Origin of the sequence: Tatumella saanichensis (genome assembly GCF_000439375.1) — a bacterium.
Taxonomy (GTDB): Bacteria; Pseudomonadota; Gammaproteobacteria; order Enterobacterales; family Enterobacteriaceae; genus Tatumella; species Tatumella saanichensis.
On the sequence record NZ_ATMI01000005.1, the window covers coordinates 42,491 to 65,554 of the forward strand.

The 23,064-nt window shown below is 50.9% G+C and carries 16 protein-coding genes; 6 read left to right on the forward strand and 10 right to left on the reverse strand.

What is annotated here, in order from left to right; translation table 11 throughout:
- Nucleotides 1-93: 93 nt before the first annotated feature.
- Nucleotides 94-1,212, forward strand: a complete 1,119-nt coding sequence (locus tag DW47_RS0103645) for a YcbX family protein (RefSeq protein ID WP_029684986.1) — start codon at nt 94-96, stop codon at nt 1,210-1,212.
- Here the strand turns inward: DW47_RS0103645 and DW47_RS0103650 are convergent.
- The 3 genes from DW47_RS0103650 to pepN form a co-directional block, all read right to left on the reverse strand.
- Nucleotides 1,209-1,751 carry a cell division protein ZapC gene (locus DW47_RS0103650; RefSeq protein WP_029684987.1) on the reverse strand — a complete coding sequence of 181 codons (543 nt, stop codon included), beginning with the start codon at nt 1,749-1,751 and terminating at the stop codon, nt 1,209-1,211. The two genes, DW47_RS0103645 and DW47_RS0103650, sit on opposite strands and share 4 nt — an antisense overlap.
- A 170-nt stretch (nt 1,752-1,921) precedes the next feature.
- Nucleotides 1,922-2,932 carry a quinone-dependent dihydroorotate dehydrogenase gene (gene pyrD, locus DW47_RS0103655; protein WP_029684988.1) on the reverse strand — a complete coding sequence of 337 codons (1,011 nt, stop codon included), beginning with the start codon at nt 2,930-2,932 and terminating at the stop codon, nt 1,922-1,924.
- Between the two features lie 178 nt (nt 2,933-3,110).
- Nucleotides 3,111-5,726 (reverse strand): aminopeptidase N, encoded by a 2,616-nt coding sequence (pepN, locus tag DW47_RS0103665; protein ID WP_029684989.1) that lies wholly within the window; start codon nt 5,724-5,726, stop codon nt 3,111-3,113.
- A gap of 249 nt (nt 5,727-5,975) precedes the next feature.
- Here pepN and pncB point away from each other — a divergent pair, with 249 nt between their 5' ends.
- The 4 genes from pncB (at nt 5,976) to DW47_RS0103685 (ending at nt 11,505) form a co-directional block, all read left to right on the forward strand.
- Entirely contained in the window at nt 5,976-7,181 is a 1,206-nt protein-coding gene (gene pncB / locus DW47_RS0103670; protein ID WP_029684990.1) for a nicotinate phosphoribosyltransferase, read from the forward strand.
- 149 nt (nt 7,182-7,330) lie between these two features.
- Complete coding sequence (gene asnS / locus DW47_RS0103675) at nt 7,331-8,731, forward strand: asparagine--tRNA ligase (RefSeq protein ID WP_029684991.1); 1,401 nt, start codon at nt 7,331-7,333, stop codon at nt 8,729-8,731.
- A gap of 298 nt (nt 8,732-9,029) precedes the next feature.
- Nucleotides 9,030-10,112 (forward strand): porin OmpF, encoded by a 1,083-nt coding sequence (gene ompF / locus DW47_RS0103680; RefSeq protein ID WP_029684992.1) that lies wholly within the window; start codon nt 9,030-9,032, stop codon nt 10,110-10,112.
- 202 nt (nt 10,113-10,314) lie between these two features.
- Nucleotides 10,315-11,505 carry an amino acid aminotransferase gene (locus DW47_RS0103685; RefSeq protein ID WP_029684993.1) on the forward strand — a complete coding sequence of 397 codons (1,191 nt, stop codon included), beginning with the start codon at nt 10,315-10,317 and terminating at the stop codon, nt 11,503-11,505.
- A 73-nt stretch (nt 11,506-11,578) separates the two neighbouring features.
- Here the strand turns inward: DW47_RS0103685 and DW47_RS0103690 are convergent, their stop codons facing one another.
- From DW47_RS0103690 to cmoM, 7 genes are all read right to left on the reverse strand, one after another.
- Nucleotides 11,579-12,217 carry an MBL fold metallo-hydrolase gene (locus tag DW47_RS0103690; protein WP_029684994.1) on the reverse strand — a complete coding sequence of 213 codons (639 nt, stop codon included), beginning with the start codon at nt 12,215-12,217 and terminating at the stop codon, nt 11,579-11,581.
- A 22-nt stretch (nt 12,218-12,239) separates the two neighbouring features.
- Nucleotides 12,240-12,791, reverse strand: a complete 552-nt coding sequence (mepK, locus tag DW47_RS0103695) for a peptidoglycan L,D-endopeptidase MepK (protein WP_029684995.1) — start codon at nt 12,789-12,791, stop codon at nt 12,240-12,242.
- Between the two features lie 165 nt (nt 12,792-12,956).
- The gene (gene ldtD, locus DW47_RS0103700) at nt 12,957-14,765 is read right to left on the reverse strand and encodes a L,D-transpeptidase (RefSeq protein ID WP_029684996.1); all 1,809 of its coding nucleotides are present in this window, start codon (nt 14,763-14,765) and stop codon (nt 12,957-12,959) included.
- A gap of 146 nt (nt 14,766-14,911) precedes the next feature.
- Nucleotides 14,912-19,363 carry a chromosome partition protein MukB gene (gene mukB, locus DW47_RS0103705; protein WP_029684997.1) on the reverse strand — a complete coding sequence of 1,484 codons (4,452 nt, stop codon included), beginning with the start codon at nt 19,361-19,363 and terminating at the stop codon, nt 14,912-14,914.
- Nucleotides 19,360-20,094, reverse strand: a complete 735-nt coding sequence (gene mukE, locus DW47_RS0103710) for a chromosome partition protein MukE (protein ID WP_029684998.1) — start codon at nt 20,092-20,094, stop codon at nt 19,360-19,362. Before mukE ends, mukB begins: the two co-directional genes overlap by 4 nt.
- Nucleotides 20,075-21,397 carry a chromosome partition protein MukF gene (mukF, locus tag DW47_RS0103715; protein WP_029684999.1) on the reverse strand — a complete coding sequence of 441 codons (1,323 nt, stop codon included), beginning with the start codon at nt 21,395-21,397 and terminating at the stop codon, nt 20,075-20,077. Before mukF ends, mukE begins: the two co-directional genes overlap by 20 nt.
- Nucleotides 21,394-22,179 (reverse strand): tRNA uridine 5-oxyacetic acid(34) methyltransferase CmoM, encoded by a 786-nt coding sequence (gene cmoM, locus DW47_RS0103720; RefSeq protein WP_029685000.1) that lies wholly within the window; start codon nt 22,177-22,179, stop codon nt 21,394-21,396. The genes mukF and cmoM overlap by 4 nt, the downstream gene beginning before the upstream one ends.
- A gap of 124 nt (nt 22,180-22,303) precedes the next feature.
- Here cmoM and elyC point away from each other — a divergent pair, with 124 nt between their 5' ends.
- On the forward strand, nt 22,304-23,059 hold the full coding sequence (gene elyC / locus DW47_RS0103725) for an envelope biogenesis factor ElyC (RefSeq protein ID WP_029685001.1): 756 nt from the start codon (nt 22,304-22,306) through the stop codon (nt 23,057-23,059).
- The last annotated feature ends 5 nt before the right edge of the window (nt 23,060-23,064 follow it).

Sequence of the window (23,064 nt, forward strand, 5' to 3'; positions counted from 1 at the left end):
GCTTAATTGAAAATAAGTTGCGCATTATAGCGAATCATAGCGCTATGTCATAAAGTTAGCGTCTTTTAAAAATCTAAACCGCTTGGAGTCACAATGATCACTCTGTCCCGGATGTTTATCCATCCTGTTAAATCCATGCGCGGCACCTCAGTTTCCCATGCGCTGGTTCAACCTGACGGGCTGGCCAATGATCGCCGCTTTATGCTGACAGATGTCAATGGCCACTTTATGACTGCGCGGCAGTTTCCTGAAATGGTGCTGTTTGATGCCCTGACGATACCTCAAGGTTTATTTATTCAAGCCCCTGACGGAAGCCAAGGCGTGGTCCGGTTTGAAGAATTCAGCCCAGCAGACGCTGAGACCGAGGTATGGGGGAATGTGTTTACTGCCAGTATTGCGCCACAGGCGATAAATCACTGGCTGAGTCAATTTTTCTCACAACCGGTACAGTTACGTTGGACAGGGCACGATACTCAGCGTCGGATTAAACGCCTGCCAAGCGTCCCTCTCAGCTTTGCCGACGGTTATCCATTCTTATTGATTAACCAGCGTTCATTTCACGATCTGCAAAACCGCTGTCCGGCGGGGATCCGTATTGAACAGTTCCGCCCAAATCTGGTGGTCACTGGCGCTGAAGCGTGGGAGGAAGATAGCTGGTCAGTACTGCGTATCGGCGATGTTACCTTTGAGGTCACCAAGCCCTGTAGCCGATGTGTGCTGACCACGGTCAGTACCGAGCACGGTCGACGTCATCCAGGTAATGAGCCGATGAAAACCCTGACGGGTTTCCGCCAAGCGGCTGATGACAGCGGTGATGTCGATTTCGGTATCAACCTGATTGCCCGTAACAGTGGCGTGATCCGTTGTGGGGACTCGGTCAGTATCCTCAGCCACAAGCCTGCTCGCCCTTACCGAGTGACTCCGACACCCTCCACACAGCCGCAAGTTGAAGGAAATGGCGAAGAGATAGAGATTTGCTGGCAGCAGACCACCTTTTGCGGCAATACCCAGCAAATTTTGTTGGAGCAATTGGAAGCAGCCGGTATCAGTATCCCCTACTCCTGTCGGGCTGGCTCCTGTGGCTGTTGTCGGATGACGCTAGTGAGTGGTGAAGTCACAGCGTTGAACCGAGCGGCACAAAACGGCGATACTATTCTCAGTTGCAGTTGTATACCGCGCAGTGCCGTGGTGGTAAAACCGGTCGACGGTTAACCCACCTGATCGAGGGTCAGTGCAGCGGAAAACTGGTAGGCCTGTAGCCTATCATTCATGATTTTAATGGCGTCTCCCAGTAGCAAGGTTTTTCCAGCCATCTCCGCACGGGCCTGTGCCAGCACACACAGGGTGGCGCTGTCACCGCTTTCCGCCACTAGGAACAATACCGACTGCTGCGTGTCACTGAGTAAAGCTTCCACCAGTTGACCATTTTCCGGCTGCCAGGCCGGCTGAAGCGCGGTAAAGTACCAGCTTTTCGGCATCAGTGGTTTTAAAAAGCGCCCCGCCACTACAGCATTGAGTACCAATTCAGCCCGTTGCTGGTGGGTGCAATTTAGGTCACGGCATTTTTCTTCAAACGTATAAAAACGGGCAGCATCCTCAACACAAAAACCGGGTGATTCAAAAGCTTCCGGTGTCAGCATTTTTTTGGGAAATCGTGAACGAAAATGCAAACCTTCTGTGAGGTCCAACATCATCCTCTGCTGTTTCTCGTCGTAATACCAGCACCAGTTATCGTCAGGCTGTAATGTCATGATTGGCGGCCTCTGTATCCACGGTAAAACTACCGCTCCCGGAGAGTAATTTCAGCGGTTATTAAAAAGTGATCTCAGGCACCGGTTAAATCTTCGCTAAATGAGCTAAAAATATAAACGAGCCAGAGGATGAAATAAACCCCTCTGGCTAAAATAACACCTTATTTCGGTTAAAGATGCGACACTATCTGTTTCACTAATCCAGGACCTTTATAAATAAATCCGGAATAAACTTGTAATAAGGTAGCACCCGCCGCTAATTTTTCTCGCGCGGCAGTTAAGGAATCTATCCCACCGACGCCAATAATGGGTAAACGCCCGTTTAATTCCTGATGCAGGCGACGAATAATTTCGGTGCTTTTTAACTGTACTGGACGGCCACTTAATCCACCCGTTTCGTTGGCGTAGGGTAAACCTTCTACCAACGATCGATCGAGCGTGGTATTAGTAGCAATGACGCCATCAATATTATGTCTTACCAAGCTGTCGGCTACCTGAACTAATTCCTCTTCAGAAAGATCCGGTGCGATCTTCACGGCCACTGGGACATATTTTAGGTGGCGACTATTCAACTCCTGCTGTTTATTTTTGATTGCTGATAACAGATCATCCAGCGCCTCACCATACTGCAAGGTGCGTAGGCCTGGGGTATTTGGTGAGGAAATATTGACGGTGATATAGCCAGCATGTGCGTAGGTTTTTTCCATACAGATGAGATAATCATCTTTGCCCTGCTCCACCGGCGTATCTTTATTTTTACCGATATTAATACCGATGACGCCCCTAAATTGGGCTTTTTTAACATTCTCTACCAGATGATCGACCCCAAGGTTGTTAAAGCCCATACGGTTGATCACCCCTTCTGCTTCCACCACGCGGAACAGACGAGGTTTATCATTACCGGCCTGCGGACGTGGTGTCACGGTGCCGACTTCGACAAAGCCAAAACCCATGGCACCGAAGGCATCGATACATTCGCCGTTTTTATCCAGCCCCGCAGCCAACCCCAGGGGATTATCGAATTGAATGCCCATACAAGTCACCGGGCGGGATGGCACCTGTTGCGTTATTAACGCTTGCAACGCTGTGCCTTGGATCTTTTTTAACTGATTGAGGGTGAGTTCATGGGCCTTTTCAGGATCGAGTTTAAACAAGGCAGGACGGATCATCGGGTATAACATACGTTCTCCTGGAAACGGTCATCGCGCATAAAGGCATATTGCCCACGGCAGTCTGCCCGAAATGGTAAAGAGCTTTACACGAAAAGTAAATTTAGCCTGTGATTTATCCGCTTTCTGTGGAATAACCAAAAAAAAACCACCTGCATGCAGATGGCTTTTAAATAATCTTTTATTTCGATCAGGCCGCTAACGCCTTGGTAATTTTTTCATAGAGATCACGAGACAGATTATCCAGCCCTTTTAGCTCTTCAAGTGCCTGGCGCATCAGTACCTGACGTTCTTTGTCGTAACGCTTCAGGCGGATGAGTGGTTCGATCAGTCGTGCGGCAATCTGCGGATTACGCTGGTTAAGATCAGTCAGGATCTTGGTCAGGAAGCGGTAACCACTGCCATCTTTGGCATGGAACGCCGCCGGATTGCCGGAAGAGAAAGCACCGATCAATGCACGGATCCGGTTCGGGTTACTCAGAGTAAAGGAACGGTGATTAAGTAAACTTTCTACCCGAGCCAATACATTTTCCTCAGGACTAGTGGCCTGCATCATAAACCACTTATCCATCACAAGACCATCCTGATGCCAGCGGTCATCCCACTGTTTCAATAATTCTTCTCGACACAGCAGTTGTGCACTGACCGCAGCGGTGATCGCCGCCAGGGCATCGGTCATATTGTCTGCCTGCTGGTATTGCTCACGAACCAGAACGTCAGCCTTATCACTATCGGCAAACACCAGATAGCTGAGGCAGATATTTTTCAGGGCACGTTTACCGATATCCTGATGCACCACCTGATAGGCTCCGCACTGATTTTCACGATAACTAATCAGCAACTCGCTATGCAGCTCCTTCGCCAAGGTGCGGATAATCGCCGCTCTTACCGCCGCAATCGCCTGTGGATCGATCACCTCAAACCATTCCGCCATCTCATTTTCTGACGGTAGAGTCAGGATCAGCGCCGTCAGTGCTGGGTCGGCCTGTTTATCCGCCAGCACCGCACGGAAGGCCTCAGCCACATGCTTAGGCAGTGATAGTGGCTGTTTTTCCTGTAGGCGCTGAACGTTAAGTTTGACGTAAGTAGCCAGCAGACTCTGTGCCGCATCCCAGCGTGAAAACTCATTGCGCGCATGGCGCATCAAGAAGGTCAGCTGTGCATCACTCCACTGATAATCTAACTTCACAGGGGCCGAGAACTCACGCAGCAGAGAAGGTACCGGTTGGAAGTAGACATTATCAAACACGAAAGTCTGCTCGCTGTCGGTGACATTCAGTACTGATGACAGGGACTCTCCCTGATACTGTAATGGGATCACATTTCCTTCGCCGTCATATAGCTCAATATCCAGTGGGATATGCAGGGGCAGTTTTTCTTTCTGATCAGCGGTTGGCGGGGTGTGCTGTTTGACATGCAGCTTATAGATTTCGCTATGCGGATCATATTCATCTTCGACGGTCAGTACCGGTGTTCCGGATTGGCTGTACCAGCGGCGGAACAGAGTCAGATCCACGCCGGAGGCATCTTCCATGGCTTCGACAAAATCATCACAGGTAGCAGCGCTACCGTCATGGCGTTGGAAGTATAATTTGATCCCTTTCTGGAATTTCTCTTCTCCCAGCAAGGTATGCATCATCCGAATGACTTCTGAGCCTTTTTCATAGACTGTCAGGGTGTAGAAGTTATTCATTTCCATCACTTGATCCGGACGGATCGGATGGGCCATTGGGCTGGCATCTTCGGCAAACTGTGCGGCGCGCATTACCCGTACGTTATCAATACGGTTAACCGGCCTTGACCCGAGGTCAGAACTGAACTCCTGGTCACGGAACACCGTCAGACCTTCTTTTAGGCTCAGTTGGAACCAGTCACGACAGGTTACGCGGTTACCGGTCCAGTTATGGAAATATTCGTGTCCGATCACTGCCTCAATACCCAGATAATCTTTATCGGTGGCAGTTTCTGGTTTGGCCAACACATATTTGGAGTTGAAGATGTTGAGCCCTTTATTCTCCATTGCGCCCATATTGAAGAAATCGACGGCAACGATCATAAAGATGTCGAGGTCATACTCGAGGTCAAAACGTTCCTCATCCCACTTCATGCTCTGCTTCAGCGACGTCATCGCCCAGTCAGCGCGGTCGAGATTGCCCTGATCAACAAAAATTTCCAGCGCCACGTCACGGCCGGAACGGGTGGTAAAGCTGTCGCGCAGCACATCAAACTGACCCGCCACCAGCGCAAACAGATAGCAAGGTTTCGGGAACGGATCCTGCCATTTCACCCAATGACGGCCATTTCCACTGTCCCCTTCACCAATACGGTTACCGTTAGACAGTAAATACGGGTAACGGCTTTTATCCGCATCGATAGTGGTGGTAAAGCGGGCTAGCACATCCGGGCGATCCAAATACCAAGTGATATGATGGAAACCTTCGGCTTCGCACTGGGTACAGAGCGCTTCCCCAGATTTATACAGGCCTTCCAGCGCCGTATTTTTATCCGGATGGATCCTATTAACAATTTCTAAGCTGAACTCTGACGGCACGCCACTGAGAACCAATGTCCCCGACTCAATACGGTAGTCTTGCCACGGCTGCCCATCGATGCTGATTGATTCTAGGGTCAACGATTCCCCCTGCAATACCAGCTCAGTGGCCTGCGGGTTCAGTTGTTTCACACGGCTCACGGCGGTGACCCGAGTCAGTTGCTCATCGAGGGTAAACGAGAGATCAATATCGGAGATCGTGAAGTCAGGGGCCTGATAATCGTGACGATACTTAATTTGCGGTTGATCGGTCATAGTGCCTTCTTATCGGGAAAAATAAAGTCCATCTATCCAGTGTAAGCGGGTTAGCCACCGGTTTCCAGAAACAACGTTATCTCCTTACATCGGAAAGTATTCTGGCTACAAACGGGTGAGCGCCGCATTTAGTGTGCCCTTCCCGGATTCCCTTTTTAGCAGATATCGTTATACTGCAGAGGTTGTTTAATATTCTTAACATTGGCTGACAGGGCCTGGTGCCTGACAATTGGGATGCATAAAAGCGCCATGAAAGCAGATGACCGTCCGATCATTACCTCATTGCTGGATACGGATGCCTACAAACTGCATATGCAGCAGGCGGTATACCATCACTATCGGGACCTTCATGTCAGCGCAGAATTTCGCTGTCGCGGAGAAGATATTCCCGGTGAGTATGCCGCAGAAATCCGCCAGCAAATCGATAAGTTGCAGAACCTACGCCTGCAGCAACAGGAGTTCGCCTGGCTATCACAATTGCCCTTCTTCTCCGCTGACTATCTGCAATGGCTAAAAGGTTTCCGCTTTAAGCCGCAACAGGTCAATGTTGAAGACCACCAAGGGAAATTACATATCAGCCTCAGTGGCCCATGGGTAGAGGTGATCCTCTGGGAAATTCCCTTGCTGGCACTGATCAGTGAACGAGTGCACCGCCATCGTACCCCTGAAGCTGGCGTTGAGTTAGCAGTCGCGACTCTGAATCAGAAGCTGGAAGATTTTCAACGTGCCAGCGCGCACACCGACCTGTCCCGTTTCAGGGTGATGGATTTCGGCACCCGACGTCGCTATTCCCGTCATGTACAGCAAGCGATAGTTGAAACATTACAGCAGCAGGCACCGTGGTTTTATGGCACCAGTAACTATGATTTGGCCCGCCGTCTTTCACTGACTCCGGTGGGTACCCAGGCACACGAATGGTTCCAAGCCCATCAGCAGATAAGTCCAATACTGGCCAATAGCCAACGTGCTGCACTGGATGTCTGGCTTGAAGAATATCCCGATAAGTTAGGGATCGCCTTAACCGATTGTATTTCTACCGATGCTTTCCTGCGTGACTTCGGGCATGATTATGCCAGCCGATACCAGGGGCTGCGTCATGATTCTGGGGATCCGCTAGAATGGGGTGAAAAAATCATCCGTCATTATCATAAGCTGGGTATTGACCCACAGAGCAAAACCTTGGTGTTCTCCGATAATCTCACCTTAGATAAAGCACTGGCGTTATATCGCCACTTTGATACTCGTATCAATCTTAGCTTCGGTATTGGTACTCGTCTTACTTGCGATATTCCTGGGGTCACTCCGCTCAATATTGTGATTAAATTGGTGAGTTGTAATGGTAGACCGGTGGCTAAACTGTCGGACAGTCCGGGGAAAACCATTTGCCAGGATCAATCCTTTGTGCGGGCCCTTGAAGAAGCCTTCGATTTGCCGGCAATCCGCCGCGCTAGTTGAAAACCCTCAGGAGAACGGATTCTCCGTCTTTCCGGCGAATGATTTCGCTCGCTTGGCGTAATTTTTCTTGTTTCCTGTAAACTCGCAAGTAACATAACCCTGTCCCTGAGCGGGATACGTGTAAACTAATTTTGAATAGAGAGATAATTATGAGCGTAGTGCCTGTAGTGGACGTACTGCAAGGCCGGGTCGCTGTTGACAGTGAAGTCACAGTGCGCGGCTGGGTCCGTACCCGTAGAGATTCCAAAGCCGGTCTTTCTTTTATCGCCATTTATGACGGTTCCTGCTTTAATCCTGTTCAGGCAGTTGTCAATAATTCGCTTACTAATTATCAGGATGACGTTCTGCACCTGACCACCGGCTGCTCGGTGATCATTACCGGTAAAGTGGTGGAATCTCCTGGCCAAGGCCAAGCCTTCGAGATCGTGGCCAGTGCAGTAGAAGTGACGGGCTGGGTTGATGATCCTGATAGCTACCCAATGGCCGCCAAGCGTCACAGTATCGAATACCTGCGCGAAGTCGCCCACCTGCGTCCGCGTACCAACCTAATCGGTGCGGTTGCCCGCGTACGCCATACTTTGGCCCAAGCGATCCACCGCTTCTTCCATGAGAATGGTTATTTCTGGGTCTCCACGCCGCTGATCACTGCCTCAGATACCGAAGGTGCCGGTGAACTGTTCCGTGTCTCTACCCTGGATCTAGAAAACCTGCCACGTACCCCTGAAGGTAAAGTCGATTTTAATGAAGACTTTTTTGGCCAAGAAGCATTCCTGACGGTCTCCGGTCAGCTGAACGGTGAGACTTATGCTAGCGCACTGTCAAAAATCTATACCTTTGGCCCCACTTTCCGTGCTGAAAACTCCAATACTAGCCGTCACTTGGCGGAATTCTGGATGATCGAGCCGGAAATTGCCTTCGCAGAACTGGATGATGCCGCGGCATTGGCCGAAGCAATGCTGAAATATGCCTTTAAGGCGGTTTTGGCTGAACGTGCAGACGATATGGCATTTTTTGCAGAGCGTGTCGATAAAGAAGCCATTTCTCGTCTGGAAAAGTTTGTCTCCGCTGATTTTGCGCAGATAGATTATAGCGATGCTATCGACATCCTACTGAAAAGTGGCCAGAAATTTGAAAATCCGGTGGCTTGGGGCATCGACCTTTCTTCCGAACATGAGCGCTATTTGGCAGAGAAACACTTTGCTGCACCGGTGGTCGTGAAAAACTACCCGAAAGATATCAAAGCATTTTATATGCGTCTCAACGACGACGGTAAAACCGTGGCAGCGATGGACGTCCTGGCTCCCGGTATCGGCGAAATCATCGGCGGCTCTCAGCGTGAAGAGCGCTTGGATGTCTTTGACGCGCGTCTGGAAGAAATGGGACTCAACAAAGAAGACTATTGGTGGTATCGCGACCTGCGCCGTTACGGTACCGTTCCTCACTCTGGCTTCGGTCTGGGCTTTGAACGATTAATTGCCTATGTGACTGGCGTACAAAATGTCAGGGATGTGATCCCGTTCCCACGTACCCCAAGAAATGCGAATTTTTAGTAAGTCAATTAAAGCATAACAATTTCATATAGATAATAAAGCCGGCAACTGCCGGCTTTATTCTTTTCTGAAATATTGATTCATCTCACAAAGTTCCGCTATATTTACATTTCGTAATACATTTTTTCCTAATGAAACATAAATTTTAGTTTTGTAGCATATTCGGGCTAGAAATAGCATCGCATGAATGGAAAGATGCCTCAGACACATAAAGACACCAAACTTCATTGATAGTTCTTGTAAAGAATTGTTGACAGCAGTGGCAGTAGTCTCAAATAAACTCCGATGAGGGTAATAAATGATGAAGCGCAACATTTTAGCAGTTATGATCCCGGCTCTGTTAGTTGCAGGCGCCGCTAATGCCGCAGAAGTCTATAATAAAGACGGCAACAAGCTGGACCTGTACGGTAAAGTAGACGGTCTGCACTATTTTTCAAGCAATGACAGCAACGACGGTGACCAGTCTTACGCGCGTCTGGGCTTCAAAGGCGAAACTCAGATCAACAGCTGGCTGACCGGTTACGGCCAGTGGGAATATAACCTGCCAGCGAACAACTCCGAAGGCGATGATGCCACTGAAGGCACCAAAACTCGTCTGGGCTTCGCCGGTCTGAATGCAGGTCAGTACGGTTCATTTGACTACGGCCGTAACTACGCTGTCGTTTATGACACCCTGGGTTGGACCGATATGCTGCCAGAATTCGGCGGTGACTTTGGTTATGCTGATACCATGACAGGCCGTACTACCGGTGTTGCCACCTACCGTAACACTAACTTCTTTGGTCTGGTCAATGGCTGGGACTTCGCCGTTCAGTACCAGGGCAAAAACGACCGCGGTACTGATACCCGTCGTTCAAACGGTGACGGCTACGGTATCTCTACCAGCTACACCACCCCAATTGGTGTTGCAATCTCCGGTTCTTACGCTACCCAGAACCGTACCAGTGATCAAAAAGCTGAGACTTACGGTAAAGGCGACCGCGCGCAAGTGTGGGCAACCGGCCTGAAATATGACGCAAACAACGTTTACCTGGCTGCAACTTATGCAGAAGGCCAGAACGAGACTCCAATCTCTGGTACTCATAACAATGTAGATATTTCTGGCTTTGCTAACAAAACTCAGGATATCGAGTTGGTTGCACAGTATCAGTTCGACTTCGGTCTGCGTCCTTCTCTGGCATACATCCAGACCAAAGGTAAAGATATCGAAGGCGTAGGCGATGCTGACCTGGTGAAATACGCTGATGTAGGTGCGACTTACTACTTCAACAAAAACATGTCTACCTACGTTGATTACCAGATCAACCTGCTGAACAAAGACAACCCACTGGGTCTGAACACCGACGACACCGTTGCTGTAGGTCTGGTTTACCAGTTCTAATCCCTCTGTGGTGTAATACCTAACGGAGCCTTTGGGCTCCGTTTTTTTTCCTTCCAATATTCCGCGCCTCCATTTCCCCCGCTGTTTTTTAAAAAACTTTGATCAGTGAAGAATAAAATTGACCGATGGCTGTTGGCATTCCTCCCCGCTCAGGATAACCTTGAGGTGAATTCACTTATATCTTCTGACTCGGGTCTTATTCATGTTTGAATCAATTTCCGCTGCACCGGCAGATCCTATTCTGGGACTGGCCGATCTTTTCCGTGCCGATAACCGCCCTTCTAAAATCAACTTGGGTATCGGTGTTTATAAAGATGAAACCAGTAAAACCGTCGTCTTAACCAGTGTTAAAAAGGCTGAACAATTTTTACTGGATAATGAGACCACCAAAAGTTACTTAAGCATCGATGGTTATCCAGAGTTCGCGGCACAAACACAGGCACTTTTGTTTGGCCAAGATACGCCGATCATTACTTCTGGGCGCGCACGTACTGCGCAGACTCCTGGCGGTACCGGTGCGTTACGCGTTGCAGCAGACTTCTTGGTTCAGCAAACCGGAGTAAAACGGGTATGGGTCAGCAACCCAAGCTGGCCTAACCATAACAGTATCTTTGCGGCCAGCGGCTTAGAGGTACTCCACTATGACTATTATGATGCCGACAACCACCAGCTGAATTTTGACGGTATGCTCGCCTCTCTGAATGAGGCGCAGCCGGGTGATGTGGTGCTATTCCATGGCTGCTGTCACAACCCAACCGGTATTGACCCGACCGCAGAGCAGTGGCAGCAACTGGCAGAGCTCTCAGTAGAGCGAGGCTGGTTGCCGCTATTCGATTTCGCCTATCAGGGCTTTGGTCGCGGGCTGGAAGAAGATGCAGAAGGACTACGTATCTTTGCGGCCAAGCATCATGAACTGCTGGTGTGCAGCTCCTATTCTAAGAACTTCGGTCTATATAACGAACGTGTCGGTGCTTTTACGCTGGTAGCCGAAAATGCTGATGTCGCTGACCGCGCGTTCAGCCAAGCTAAATTCGCCATCCGTGCCAACTACTCTAACCCACCAGCACACGGTGCAGCCATTGTCGCCACTATTCTTGGGGATGAAAGCCTGCGCAGCCTGTGGCAACAGGAACTGTCAGATATGCGCGAACGTATCCAACGTATGCGCCAGCTATTTGTGAACACCTTAGCTGAAAAAGGGGCTGCCAAAGACTTCAGTTTTATTAGTCAGCAAAATGGAATGTTCTCCTTCAGCGGCCTAACAAAACAGCAGGTGCACCGACTGCGTGATGAATTTGGGATCTACGCGGTAGATTCTGGCCGTATTAATATTGCCGGTATGACCCCGCAAAATATGTCACAACTGTGTGAAGCGATTATTGCGGTGCTCTAACAACCTATCGCAGTGATTACCTCATAGAAAAGCCCGCTGATGTCAGCGGGCTTTTTATATTTTCACCGTGCCACTAGCGAAGAAACGGATTGGTTAAACGTTCGGCCCCCAGTGTTGACTCAGGGCCGTGGCCAGGGATAAAGATGACATCATCTCCCAGCGGCAGCAATTTGCCGCTGATCGCCTCAATCAGTTGTTGGTGATCCCCTTGTGGGAAATCAGTTCGCCCGACACCGCCTTTGAAGATCACATCTCCTGAGAACAGTAGACGGCTGTTGCGCTCAAAAAATACGACATGTCCCGGAGTATGCCCCGGGCAGTGCAGCACTTCCAGACGCAGGTTACCCAGCGACAGTACTTCTCCCTCTTCTAGCCAGCGGTCGGGCTGTAGGGGGGCGCAGTAAGGAAAACCAAACATCTGACTTTGCTGTGGCATAGCATCCAGTAAAAAACGATCTCGCAGGTCAGGGCCAACCACAGGAATTCCGTATTCGGCAGCAAGTTCAGCGGCTGCCCCCGCATGATCAAGATGTCCATGGGTCAACAGGATCATTTGTGGGGTGCGCCCTGCACTGGCGAGAGCCTGCTTAATCAGCGGTGCATCGCCGCCCGGATCGATCACCGCACAATCACCTTGCTCTGCACACCAGATAATGGAGCAATTCTGCGCGAATGCCGTGACTGGGACGCTCTGATATTGTAACTGACTCACTGCTTACCTCTGTGAAACACTCTTATGACCAGTGACGCACCGGTCCGGTATCAATATGGATAAAATTACTTTTCGGATAATAGCCGACGCCACCCGCCCGTAATTTCAGGGCGGCAGCCCGTACCTGTGTCAGTTGTAAGCCTTCAATATGGAAGTCCATTGCCTGACCACGGGTATGATAACTGTGTTTGGCAACGCCGTCGCTGGTTTCCCGTAAGCGATTATTGGTGGCCAATGACCGATAACCCGAGATTAACTGTACCGGTTTACGGGTACCAAGCATCACCTGTAGGCGATAGAGCTGGTCAAATAGATGCGGGTCGATAGTTTTCACCTGATTACAACGGTAGTCTCGGAAGAAGTGGTTGAGACGTGCCAGCTCTTCTTGGTTATAGCTCTTACCGTTGAAGAACTCGGCCCGCAAGGATTCGCCAGTATGCAAGTTATTTAATGTCAGAATACGAGGGCGGGAAGCTGACATTGAGGCTTCGGACAGTCCCGGTAATAACGTCAGACCGGCAACAGCCATACCTGACAGCAGAATTTTTCTACGATGGGAATTAATTTTATCCATGATAACGCTGACCTGAACAGTAGAACAAAAAACAGACAGATGCACCTTACGCAGATGCTCTGACCGCGTCAAGTCAGCTATTCAGGAAAGCACCGATACCGTGCAGAAAAAGAGGATCAACCGCTCGCCACCTACCGGCTGGCGAGACAAGGCTGACCCTGGTGATCATAATAAGATTTTTTCTGCCTCAGCAGCACTACTCTGTCCGCGATAGACCTGATGATCATAGTTGTAAATATCAGTGCGGAACTGCGCGTCACCATCACTGCTCACCCAGGCCGACAGGTAGTAAAGATTGACTGGTACACGGTGACGGATCGGGATATAACGGGTATCCCCTTGTTGGATCACTGATGCCACTCGGCTATTATCCCAACCGACTTCCTGTAGTAGGATATCGGCCAGTTGTGAGGCTTTATTGATCCTGACACAACCGGAACTCATCGCCCGAATATCCCGCTCAAATAACATATGATTAGGGGTGTCATGCAGATAAATCGCATCCGAACTCGGCATATTAAATTTATAACGCCCCAGTGCACTCTGCGGGCCTGGTGCCTGACGTACTCGATACGGGAAACTGGCTGGGTTCACCGTTGCCCAATCGATACTCTGCGGATTGATCACCTGTGCATTGGCGCTCCAGTCAGACAATAGTGTGAAACCATGCTGCTGTAGCCAATTCGGGTCTTTCTTGGCTTTAGGCACGATATCTTCTTTCACCAAGCTAGTGGGTGGATTCCACGGTGGATTAAGCACCACACTGTTGAGGGCACTGCGCATCAGCGGTGTTTTACGATCCGGCCGTCCAACAATGACCCGAGAGCTGAGGATAGTCTGCCCCTGCTCGTAATAGTTAAGTGCGAAATCAGGGATATTGACCATGATACCGTTATGCATATCATCCGGTAGCAGACGCAGACGCTGCATGTTCAATGCCAGTAAGCCAGCGCGTATGCGTGGCGTCACATTCAGCCAGTCACGAGTGCGTGGCCCAATGACGCCATCAGACGCTAGCCCCTGACAGTGCTGAAAGCGTTTCACCGCTTCCACCAGGTCCGCAGAATAGACATTGGCTGGATTAACCGTACTGTCTGCCAGCGGCATACCGCTGCTATTAGCAGTGCTAGGCGCAGTATTATTGGTCTGTGGATGCAGCATACTGCCTTGACTCACCGTGCCACCCTGTGGGTCAGCGGCCGTCATCGGCGCTGATGAAGTGGTTTGCAGCGGTGGCGGGGTTGCTGAGGCGCTCAGCATTCCCGAACGCACCAAAATATCGCGCAGTACCGGCACCTCCGGACTAACATCTCCTGGGCGCAGTGAGCCGCGCGCGGTGAGTTGCGGCCAGTGCTGGTGATCTGCCAGTATTTTTTTTAGGGCTACCTGCATCGGCCGATAAAGCGGATGATTTGGCACCAGTGAAGCGATAAAAGCATCAAGCTGATGTTGGGTCAGCGACGATTGCCAGCGGTTGATCATTCCTTGTGCGGGCAGTGCCAAGGTGTAAGGGGTGTCGCTGTAAAGCCACGTTTCCCCTTTCTGCGGAACCTCAGTCACAAACTGTAAATAACCGAGCATCGCATCCGACAGTACCAGATCTTTCTGCTGAGAAGTCAGATCACGACGAGATAATGCATTGAGCCATTGCCCGAAACGGGGCTGAACACCAGAAAGAGCAACTTCAGCCAGTTGTTGCTCGAAATGGCTGACTGCTGAAGGGTCTTGCCACATTGCACGAAAACGACCGTAGTGATATAGGGCGGCCAATTCTGCAGAATAATTGAGCGTGACACTGGCCGGTAAAGAATCTGCTACTTGACGGAAATTTTGTCCCCTTTCTACTGTCTCAGTATTATGCAATGCCGAAGCATGATTGCTGAGCGGTTGAGCAGCCAGCGGTAAACTGGCCAGCAATAACGATACTCCGCATAGCATCGCGGCGGGTTTTAATTTACGCCCGTTATACAACATCCCTGCCTCCTGATCTCTTACCGTAAGCAACAACATTAGCTCAGTTTTATTATTTTCACACCGTTACTCTTGCTGAAAACAATAAAACGGTATTTGCGTAAAGACAAATACCGTTTTATGTCATTCAATTACTGTTTCAACACCAGTCAGTATCCACCACTGTCACCTAGCGACCGGCTGTCGGAAGTAGACTCTGGTACAAAGCCCCGCAGACCGACCACATGGACATGTTCGGTGTTGTTCACCACTTTACGCACCAACTTGTAGGTGGTGCCTTTTTCCGGACTGATATTTTCCGGTGCCGCGATCACTAACTGCATGTCCAAGCGTTCACAGAGTTCAAACAGCGTAGCAATGGAACGACCATCCAGACGTGCAGCTTCGTCAAGGAACAACAAGCGGCATGGAGAAATATCTTTGCCGCGCAGGCGACGCGACTCTTCCTCCCAGCTCTGTACTACCATCACCAGAATCGACATCCCAGTACCGATAGCCTCTCCGGTAGAAAGTGCCCCACTCTCGGCTCTTAACCAGCCATCCGATCCACGGTTAACCTCAACTTCCATTTCTAAGTAGTTGCGGTAATCCAGCAGCTCTTCACCGATCACCTGTGGGGTGCGCTGTCCCATATCGATGTGCGGGTTCAAACGCTGGTACAGTTTTGCCAGTGCTTCCGAGAAGGTCAGTCGCGGACTGGTGAACAGATCCTGGTGCTCATGGTCACTGGCCAGTGTCTCCAGTAACACCGAGTGCGCTTCACGGACATTCACGTTCAGACGGACACTGTTGACCTGTCCAAAGCTAACCCCCTGCAATCCTTGGTTAAGCTGCCGGATACGGTTTTGCTCACGCTGAATGGTTTTGCGAATAATGTTGGCCGCACTACGAGAACTGATGGCCAAATGTTTTTCACGGGCAGTCAGCTCTTCCGTCAGACGGTTCAGTTCAATCTCCATCTGCTCAATCGCTTCTACCGGGTCATCGGTACGGATGATATCTTGGCGGATACGCTCACGCAGATGCTGGTAAACCGCGATAAAGAAGCGGATTTTTCGCTCTGGATACTTCGGATCTTCTGACAGACGCAATACATCGCGCAGATGCTCGTTATCTGCCACGGCAAGTCGCAGAGCACCCAGCGCTTTATCTGACATAGAACGTAGCTCATCGCCACTTAAGTAGGCCAGTTCACGTCGGTGCAGGCGGCGCTCAATACCGTTATCTTTCACTAAACGCATCACGGTACACCAGCCCGCTTTGGCACTGACGACCTGCTCACGCTGTTGAGCGTAATCGCGCTCCAGCTTACGCAAGCGCTTCTGCAACGAATCCATTTCCGCTTCAGAGAAGGAGATCTGTTTTTCCAGCTGATTAGTGCGCGCACGGTTACGACTCAGGGCTTCATACAGTTCATCACGACGGGCTTTGGCACGCTCTTCGGCACGAACATCCGCAGTGACGCCAATAGCCTGCATCTCCTGATGCAACTCTTTAAGCATATCTTGACGGGCATCATAGGCACTTTTCAGGGAGGCCAGCAGCTGTGAATACTGGGTCAGCATGCCCTGATGTTCACGAAGACGTTCACGGGCACGGGCACGCTCACTTTCAGCCTGCTCTAATTGTTGGCGTAACTTATGGCTCAAGTCACTGTTGCCGTCCAACATGGTGGCCGAACCGGTGTAGCTGAAGTGCGAACGGCGCTGGATCACTTCGGTCAGGGCAAACGACTGCTGACGGTATTCACGCTGTTTCTGCTGGGCAGTCTGGTAGTCGGCCTGTAGCTGCTGGTGCTGCTGCGGATCGTTTTGCAAGGCTGACAGCACAGGTTCCAATTTATGAATACGCGCGGCATGCTGGTGCAGGAAACGGGAAGCTTCCTGCGCCTCTTCAACCTGTTCACGGATCTCTTCACAGCGATCTGCCAGCGTGTCATCCAGCAATAGGCTGATACGTGGCAACAGACGGTTTAGCCGAGCAACACCTTCTTTAGCAATCTCAAATTGCTGACGCTGCTGCTGAGTCTCGGTTTCATGCTGATTAAGCTTACGCTCAATCTCAAAACGTTGGCCGTTAAGTTCACGGATCTGCTGTTCAGGATCCTGCTCAAAGGCAATCGCCAGATGGCTGCCGATAAAGCGACTGAATGATTGATGCAGACGTTGGGTCTTCTGCACATCGAACGACAGGGTGGCATAGTTTTCAGCCAGCTTATCGCGCTCGCTGTACAGCAACTCCAGCTGATTCTCGCGGGCAGCACGGCCAAATAGCGGCACTTTCGGGAAACGGGAATAACGCCACTGACGCTCAGCGACCTTAACAATTACTGCCCCTTCCAGCTCATCGACACTGAAAACACTGTCATCGAAGGACTGTGGGTCCCCTTCAATCAGATACAGGTCTTCAGGACAGTCTTCAAGTCCGGCCAGTTGTTCCTGAACCAGGGAAAGATCCGGAACCACAATGGCGTGACGAGACGGCCCGTATAACGCCGAGAAGTAAGGGGCATCGTCCAGGGTGACATCGTCATAAATTTCAGATAACAGTACTCCACCGAAACGTTCCGCTAGCTGATTAAGGCGGGCATCTTCCGCACCACCCGGCTGGCTAAGACGTTCTATCTGTGCTTCAGTCTCACGTTTACGGGCTGCCACGCTATCACGTTCCACCGTGGTTTCACGTTCGCGCTCTAGCAACTGCTGCATATAACTGGTCACTTCCTGAGAACTGGTCAGCGGCTGACCCGTCTGCTCGCTCAGTTGGGTGAGGATTTCCTGAGCAGCCAACCAGTGAGGGGCTTTACCGGTCAATAGGGTAATTTTCTCACGGATCTGCGTCAGTTGCTGGCGTAAGGTTAAGCGCTGCTCACCGGCATTGGAAACTTCGTCGGACAGGGAGGCAATCTGTGCTTCCAGTTCCCGGTGTAAGCTTTCCAACTCTTCAGCATCGTACTGCTGGCCTTGGCTCTTGCAGAAGTCGGCAAATAAACGCTCTGCATCATGTTGTTCACGCAGACGCTGTTCCAGCTCAGACAAACGTAAGCGTAACGAAGGTAACTGATCCGCATAATGGCGCTGATCAGCCGCTTCCCGCAGAATATCGCGTCCCACCTGCCACGCTTCATGACGGCTAACTGGACCGGCAATTTGCGTGACCAGGGATAACGCCTGTTCAAACTGACTGTGTGCTGCCTCAGCAACGCTCAGTTTCTGCTCCATTGCTAGTAACTGACCGGTGGCTTCTTCTTCACGGGCAGCAAAACGCGCCTGCCACTCCTCAGCACTGTCGATGGACAGGTCAGGAATGCCACAGAGTTCACGGGCGCGGGTTAACGCCTGGATCGCCTGTTGGTACTGGATGGCGCGGGTCTGCTGGACATCCAGCGCCTGCTGGAAATCTGCCAACTGGTTTTTCAGCTCATCCACTTCCAGTTCCGCATCTTCCAACCGCTGCTGGTTCTCTTCGTGGACCTCTTCACTTTCGGCCACCACTTCCTGCTGCTCTTCCAGCCGGTAAGTCAGGTCTTCCAGTTCGCTTTCGTAACGGGTAATTTTTTCTTGCTGACGGACAGCGGTCTGTACTAGGGTCAGATGATCGCTGGCAGCTTGGTAGTCCGCTTCCTGATCTGCCTCAGAATGACGGATCTCTGCCAATTCGCGGGCCATTTCAATGTGGCGGTACTGACCAGAGGCTAGCTCCTGCCGTCCGGTGAATAGCTCTTTGCGTAACTGCAGAGCCTCATCCAGATGCGTGCGTCGTTCGTTGGCGTGTCGCATGTAGTCAGCCGCTACATAGTCGGTCGCTTCGGTGATCAGATGCTTAAACAGATTACGATCTGACTGAGTAACACGGATCGCTTCTAGGGTCATGCGGTTTTCACGCAAGGCGGATTCCATATCTTGGAACGCCTTCCGTACCCCACCGTTTTCCGGTAACAAATAGTCACGCAGAGAACGGGTAATGGCACTGGAGATCCCGCCGTACAGAGAGGCTTCGATCAGTCGATAGAACTTGCTGCGATCTCCCTGTGAGCGCAGGCGACGGGCCACAATACCCTGTTCAAACATCATGCTGTGGTAATCAGTGACCGAGTTGTACTGGCGGAAACTGATCCCTTCTTGGGCTTCGAGACGCTCTTTGACTTCGTTCAGCGACAGGACTTTTGCCTGACGGCTATTAACGATTTCGGTCAGCAATTCGGTTGGGTTCACCTCTGGCGGCACATCGTGCAGACTGAAGGGTTTGATATCGACTTTTTTATCACGGCCAGTGATCTGCTGTAGGCGCACACCGGTCACCACTCGCTGGCCGCGGGAGTTGATCACATCCAGTACCGAGTAACAGACGCCAGGACGCAGCTTACCGTGCAGACCTTTATCACGCGATCCGCTGGTGGCACCAGCTTCGGTGGTGTTACGGAAATGCAGTAAGGTCAGGTCCGGGATCAAGGCAGTAATAAAGGCCGCCATAGTGGTGGACTTACCGGCACCATTACCACCGGATAAGGTAGTGACCATATTATCAAGGTCAAAGGTGCGGGCAAAAAAACCGTTCCAGTTGATCAACGTCAGCGAACGAAACTTTCCACGTTCAATCATTCCTCGTCTTCCTCCCCGCTTTCTGCGGCATCATCGCTGAATTGTTCATGCTGTGCCTCCGTGCTGTCTGACGCCGTCTCAGGGGTGGCTTCCAGGGAAACCCCTTCACCGTCACGGATCAAACGTAATTGTGCTTCGCGGGGTTCATCGCCGCTGCGCACTTCTGCTCCGAAACGGAACACCGATTCCATAATGCGGAATTTACTGCTGTCATGGCCCATAAACCAGACCATGCCTAAGCGGCGGAGGCGGTTCAGTGAGGCTCGGACTTTTTCCTGCAATTTTGTACGATCCAGGTCTGAGCCGGTAGAACGTTGGTTAACGAAACGCAGCAAACGGCTCTCATCCGCCAGCGACAGCAACTCATCGTAAAGTTCCTGCTGGGTAAAAATCCCTTCGTTGGCTAAACGCTCTGGGCTGAGGTAGAGATAACAGAGGATCTTACCGACCATCATATCCAGCTCTGACAGTACCGACCGGGAGATCAACGTCGTCGAACGCGGACGCAGATAGAAAAAACCCTCTGGGGCACGGATTAATTCCACATGATAGCGCGCATAAAACTCTTCAAGCTCGCTCTGGAAATCCATCAAAAACGCATGGTTATCTAACTCTTCAAACCCAATATGTCGTCCTGCACGTAACTGGCTGTCAAGCGCCGGAAATACGGGGTTTGCTAATGCCTGTGCCAGCTTAAGCGGCATCACTTGTTCAATATTTGTCAATGACATGTGCCTGCACCCTGGCTCCGTAATCATTAATAGTCTGCCACTCAGCAGGTAAACCTGCTAAGTCAGCTTCTGAAACACCTAAGCGCACCGCCTGGTCTATCACAATACGTGCCACATCAAAGTGTCGGGCACGGGGGTATTGCGCCAGATATTCACGCATCACCGTGGCCAGGTTAAGGGGTAGCGACTGCTGTTTATAGACCCTCAGTGCCTCTTCAATCATGGCCGCTAGCTGCTCTCTGATTTCGTTAAATTCTTCAAATTCCAATTCTGTCGGCAATTCCCCAGTGACTTCATCCTGCCGCAAGGTCATCTCTTCATCACGAGTATCAATCAGACGTTCCGCACTCGCATAAGTTAGCGCCCAAGGTGCATCAAAGTATCCTTGAATTGACTGGCGAAGACGTTGCGCAAAGACACGGTTTTTATCCATGTCAATGGCGGTACGGATGAATTTATGCACGTGGCGATCATAACCGATCCATAAGTCGATCGCCTGCTGTCCCCAACTGGTGATCCGGTCCAATTTATTCTGCAGATCGAACACCAGTTTATCGACGAAATGCAGATCCGGGCTGTTAAGGGTGGCATCTTGGATCCGCAGCAAGTTCGCCTGCAGCTTATCTCCCGCCGCCTCGAGGGTATCCTGCAGTTCACGCAGCGTCCCCGATGTTTCCGATAATAGCAGTTCACAGCTGGAAATCGCCGCCCGCCAGTCTTTATTCAACAGTGCTGCAATATCCTGTTTGACACTCTGCTGCTGTTCATCCATCGAACGCTGTGTTAGGTCAATACTGTCAAAAATTTCAGCCACCGAATACTTCAACGGGGCAAAGACGTTGCGCTGCCAGTGAAATTCATCGCCGTTTTCTTCTGCTGCATCGGCAGCCCGTTTAAGTTCATTGGCAACGATGGATAACTGCATTGATAAACGCAGGGTCGAAAATTCACGCTGACGAATGTAGTAATCAGTAATACCGATCCCAAGCGGAGTCAGACGATAGATGGCCAACCCGTCCGTCTGTTCACTGGTAAAACGGTTCAGTAAGCGCTGTCGTACCAGATCATTGATGGCATTATTGGCACGGACCTGAACCGTTTCGCTGGTCTGATCAAAGGCAGTACTGACATGGCGGAAACCGTCGGTCAGTTCACCTTCGGTCAACTCGCCATCCATCCGCTCGCCATTCAATGTCGCAATCGTCAGCAGGAAAGCCAGACGTTCCGCGGGCAGCGATAAGGAAAAGTCGCTTTTACGGGCCCAGGAGACCAGCTCCGGGATCGTCTGGGAAAAATCACTCATAATTGATCCTTCTGCAGTGGTTTACGCGCAGTGACGTGAATATAGCGTCCCAAGCTCAGGTAAGGTTCCTGACGACTGAAGCGCCTTTCCATTTCAAGGATCCCGTCAAAGCCATTGGCACTGGGGGGCATATCACGGATAAAGTCACTGAACACTCGGATCCCTGCCCGTTGTTCAATGACAAAACCGCTCTCCTCTAACCAGCGATAGACCTGTAAGGGGTCACGAGGATAATCAGGGGAAAGCGTCCGTTTTTTGCGTTTTTTTAAATCTGCCCGCAGATACCCAAAATTACCCAATGTCAGGTTCTGCATCACCAGCCCATTGAGGTTATAAAACATTAGCGATAATACCCCGCCGGGCTTCAATACTCGAAATAGTGCCTGCAATGCAGCTTCAGGTTCGGCAATCCATTCTAGTACCGCGTGAAACAATACCAGATCCGCGGGCGTATCCAAATGGTCTGCCAGCGCCTGGACACGCATTTGTTTAAAAAACATGTTATCGCTGACACCCAAGGTGCGGGCATTCTGTTCTGCCCGTTCCAGCATTTCCGCAGAAACGTCACAGAGCAACACCTGATGACCAAGGGCTGCCAAGCCACTGGAAATCTGCCCAATTCCACCGCCTGCATCGACGATTGACAGTGGGCCGGCGGGCAGCGTGGTGAAAATCTCATCGAGTTCATCACGAAGGATCGCCTGACGGATCTGACCTTTAGCGGTGCCGTAGATATTTTGCGAAAACTTCTCCGCAAGGTCATCGAAATTACGATCCTTCATAGCAACAGCTCCGGTCTGAAAACAGTGGAAATATGCTATTTTGGCACAGGTCGTGCAAGAATGAATCTTTCATCCTATATATTGCATTCGGCTGCTGTTTTTTCAGACAAAACTGGTGATGTTTATGCTTTTTATGGCAAAGAAAATGATCGGGGCACTGTTGCTACCCCTGCCTTTACTCTTGTTGCTGGCCGCTTTTGGTCTGCTGCTGTTGTGGTTTAGCCGCCGCCAAACGCTGGCAAAAATTCTACTGACCGGTAGTCTCGGCATGCTGTTGCTCCTGAGCCTACAGCCAGTCTCTGACCATCTGTTAGCACCCTTGGAAAATCACTATCCGACCTTGGAGGGTGAACATCATGCAGCCTATATCGTCGTATTGGGAGGTGGCTATACCTATAATCCGCGCTGGGCACCAGGTTCCAACTTGATCAGTAACAGTTTGCCGCGGGTGGTGGAAGGGATCCGCCAGTGGCGACTTTCCCCAGGAGCTAAGCTGATCTTTACCGGCGCTCGGGCACAGAATAACCCGCGCAGTAACGCCAGTGTTGCGGCAGAGGTTGCCCGCTCTCTGGGGGTACCCGCTACCGATATCATTGAACTTGATCAGCCAAAAGACACTGCCGAAGAAGCGATAGCGGTTAAGCAGCAGGTCGGCGATCAGCCGCTGATCCTGGTGACCTCGGCCAACCATATGCCGCGTGCGATGGTGTTTTTTAAGCGTGCCGGGCTCTCGCCACTGGCCGCTCCGGCTAACCAGTTGGCCATTACCAGTCCGTTAAATTTTTGGGAGCGGTTTACCCCTTCGCCATTATGGCTGGCACACAGTGAACGCGCCTGGTATGAGACCCTAGGTCGAGCATGGCAACAGATCCGTAGCTAGCAGAA

Coding starts and splice junctions, on each gene's coding strand:
- mepK (WP_029684995.1), bottom strand. CDS start 12,791: ATGGATAAAATTAATTCCCATCGTAGAAAAATTCTGCTGTCAGGTATG.
- mukE (WP_029684998.1), bottom strand. CDS start 20,094: ATGTCATTGACAAATATTGAACAAGTGATGCCGCTTAAGCTGGCACAG.
- ompF (WP_029684992.1), top strand. CDS start 9,030: ATGATGAAGCGCAACATTTTAGCAGTTATGATCCCGGCTCTGTTAGTT.
- asnS (WP_029684991.1), top strand. CDS start 7,331: ATGAGCGTAGTGCCTGTAGTGGACGTACTGCAAGGCCGGGTCGCTGTT.
- mukF (WP_029684999.1), bottom strand. CDS start 21,397: ATGAGTGATTTTTCCCAGACGATCCCGGAGCTGGTCTCCTGGGCCCGT.
- mukB (WP_029684997.1), bottom strand. CDS start 19,363: ATGATTGAACGTGGAAAGTTTCGTTCGCTGACGTTGATCAACTGGAAC.
- pyrD (WP_029684988.1), bottom strand. CDS start 2,932: ATGTTATACCCGATGATCCGTCCTGCCTTGTTTAAACTCGATCCTGAA.
- pncB (WP_029684990.1), top strand. CDS start 5,976: ATGAAAGCAGATGACCGTCCGATCATTACCTCATTGCTGGATACGGAT.
- DW47_RS0103685 (WP_029684993.1), top strand. CDS start 10,315: ATGTTTGAATCAATTTCCGCTGCACCGGCAGATCCTATTCTGGGACTG.
- pepN (WP_029684989.1), bottom strand. CDS start 5,726: ATGACCGATCAACCGCAAATTAAGTATCGTCACGATTATCAGGCCCCT.
- DW47_RS0103645 (WP_029684986.1), top strand. CDS start 94: ATGATCACTCTGTCCCGGATGTTTATCCATCCTGTTAAATCCATGCGC.
- cmoM (WP_029685000.1), bottom strand. CDS start 22,179: ATGAAGGATCGTAATTTCGATGACCTTGCGGAGAAGTTTTCGCAAAAT.
- ldtD (WP_029684996.1), bottom strand. CDS start 14,765: ATGTTGTATAACGGGCGTAAATTAAAACCCGCCGCGATGCTATGCGGA.
- elyC (WP_029685001.1), top strand. CDS start 22,304: ATGCTTTTTATGGCAAAGAAAATGATCGGGGCACTGTTGCTACCCCTG.
- DW47_RS0103650 (WP_029684987.1), bottom strand. CDS start 1,751: ATGACATTACAGCCTGACGATAACTGGTGCTGGTATTACGACGAGAAA.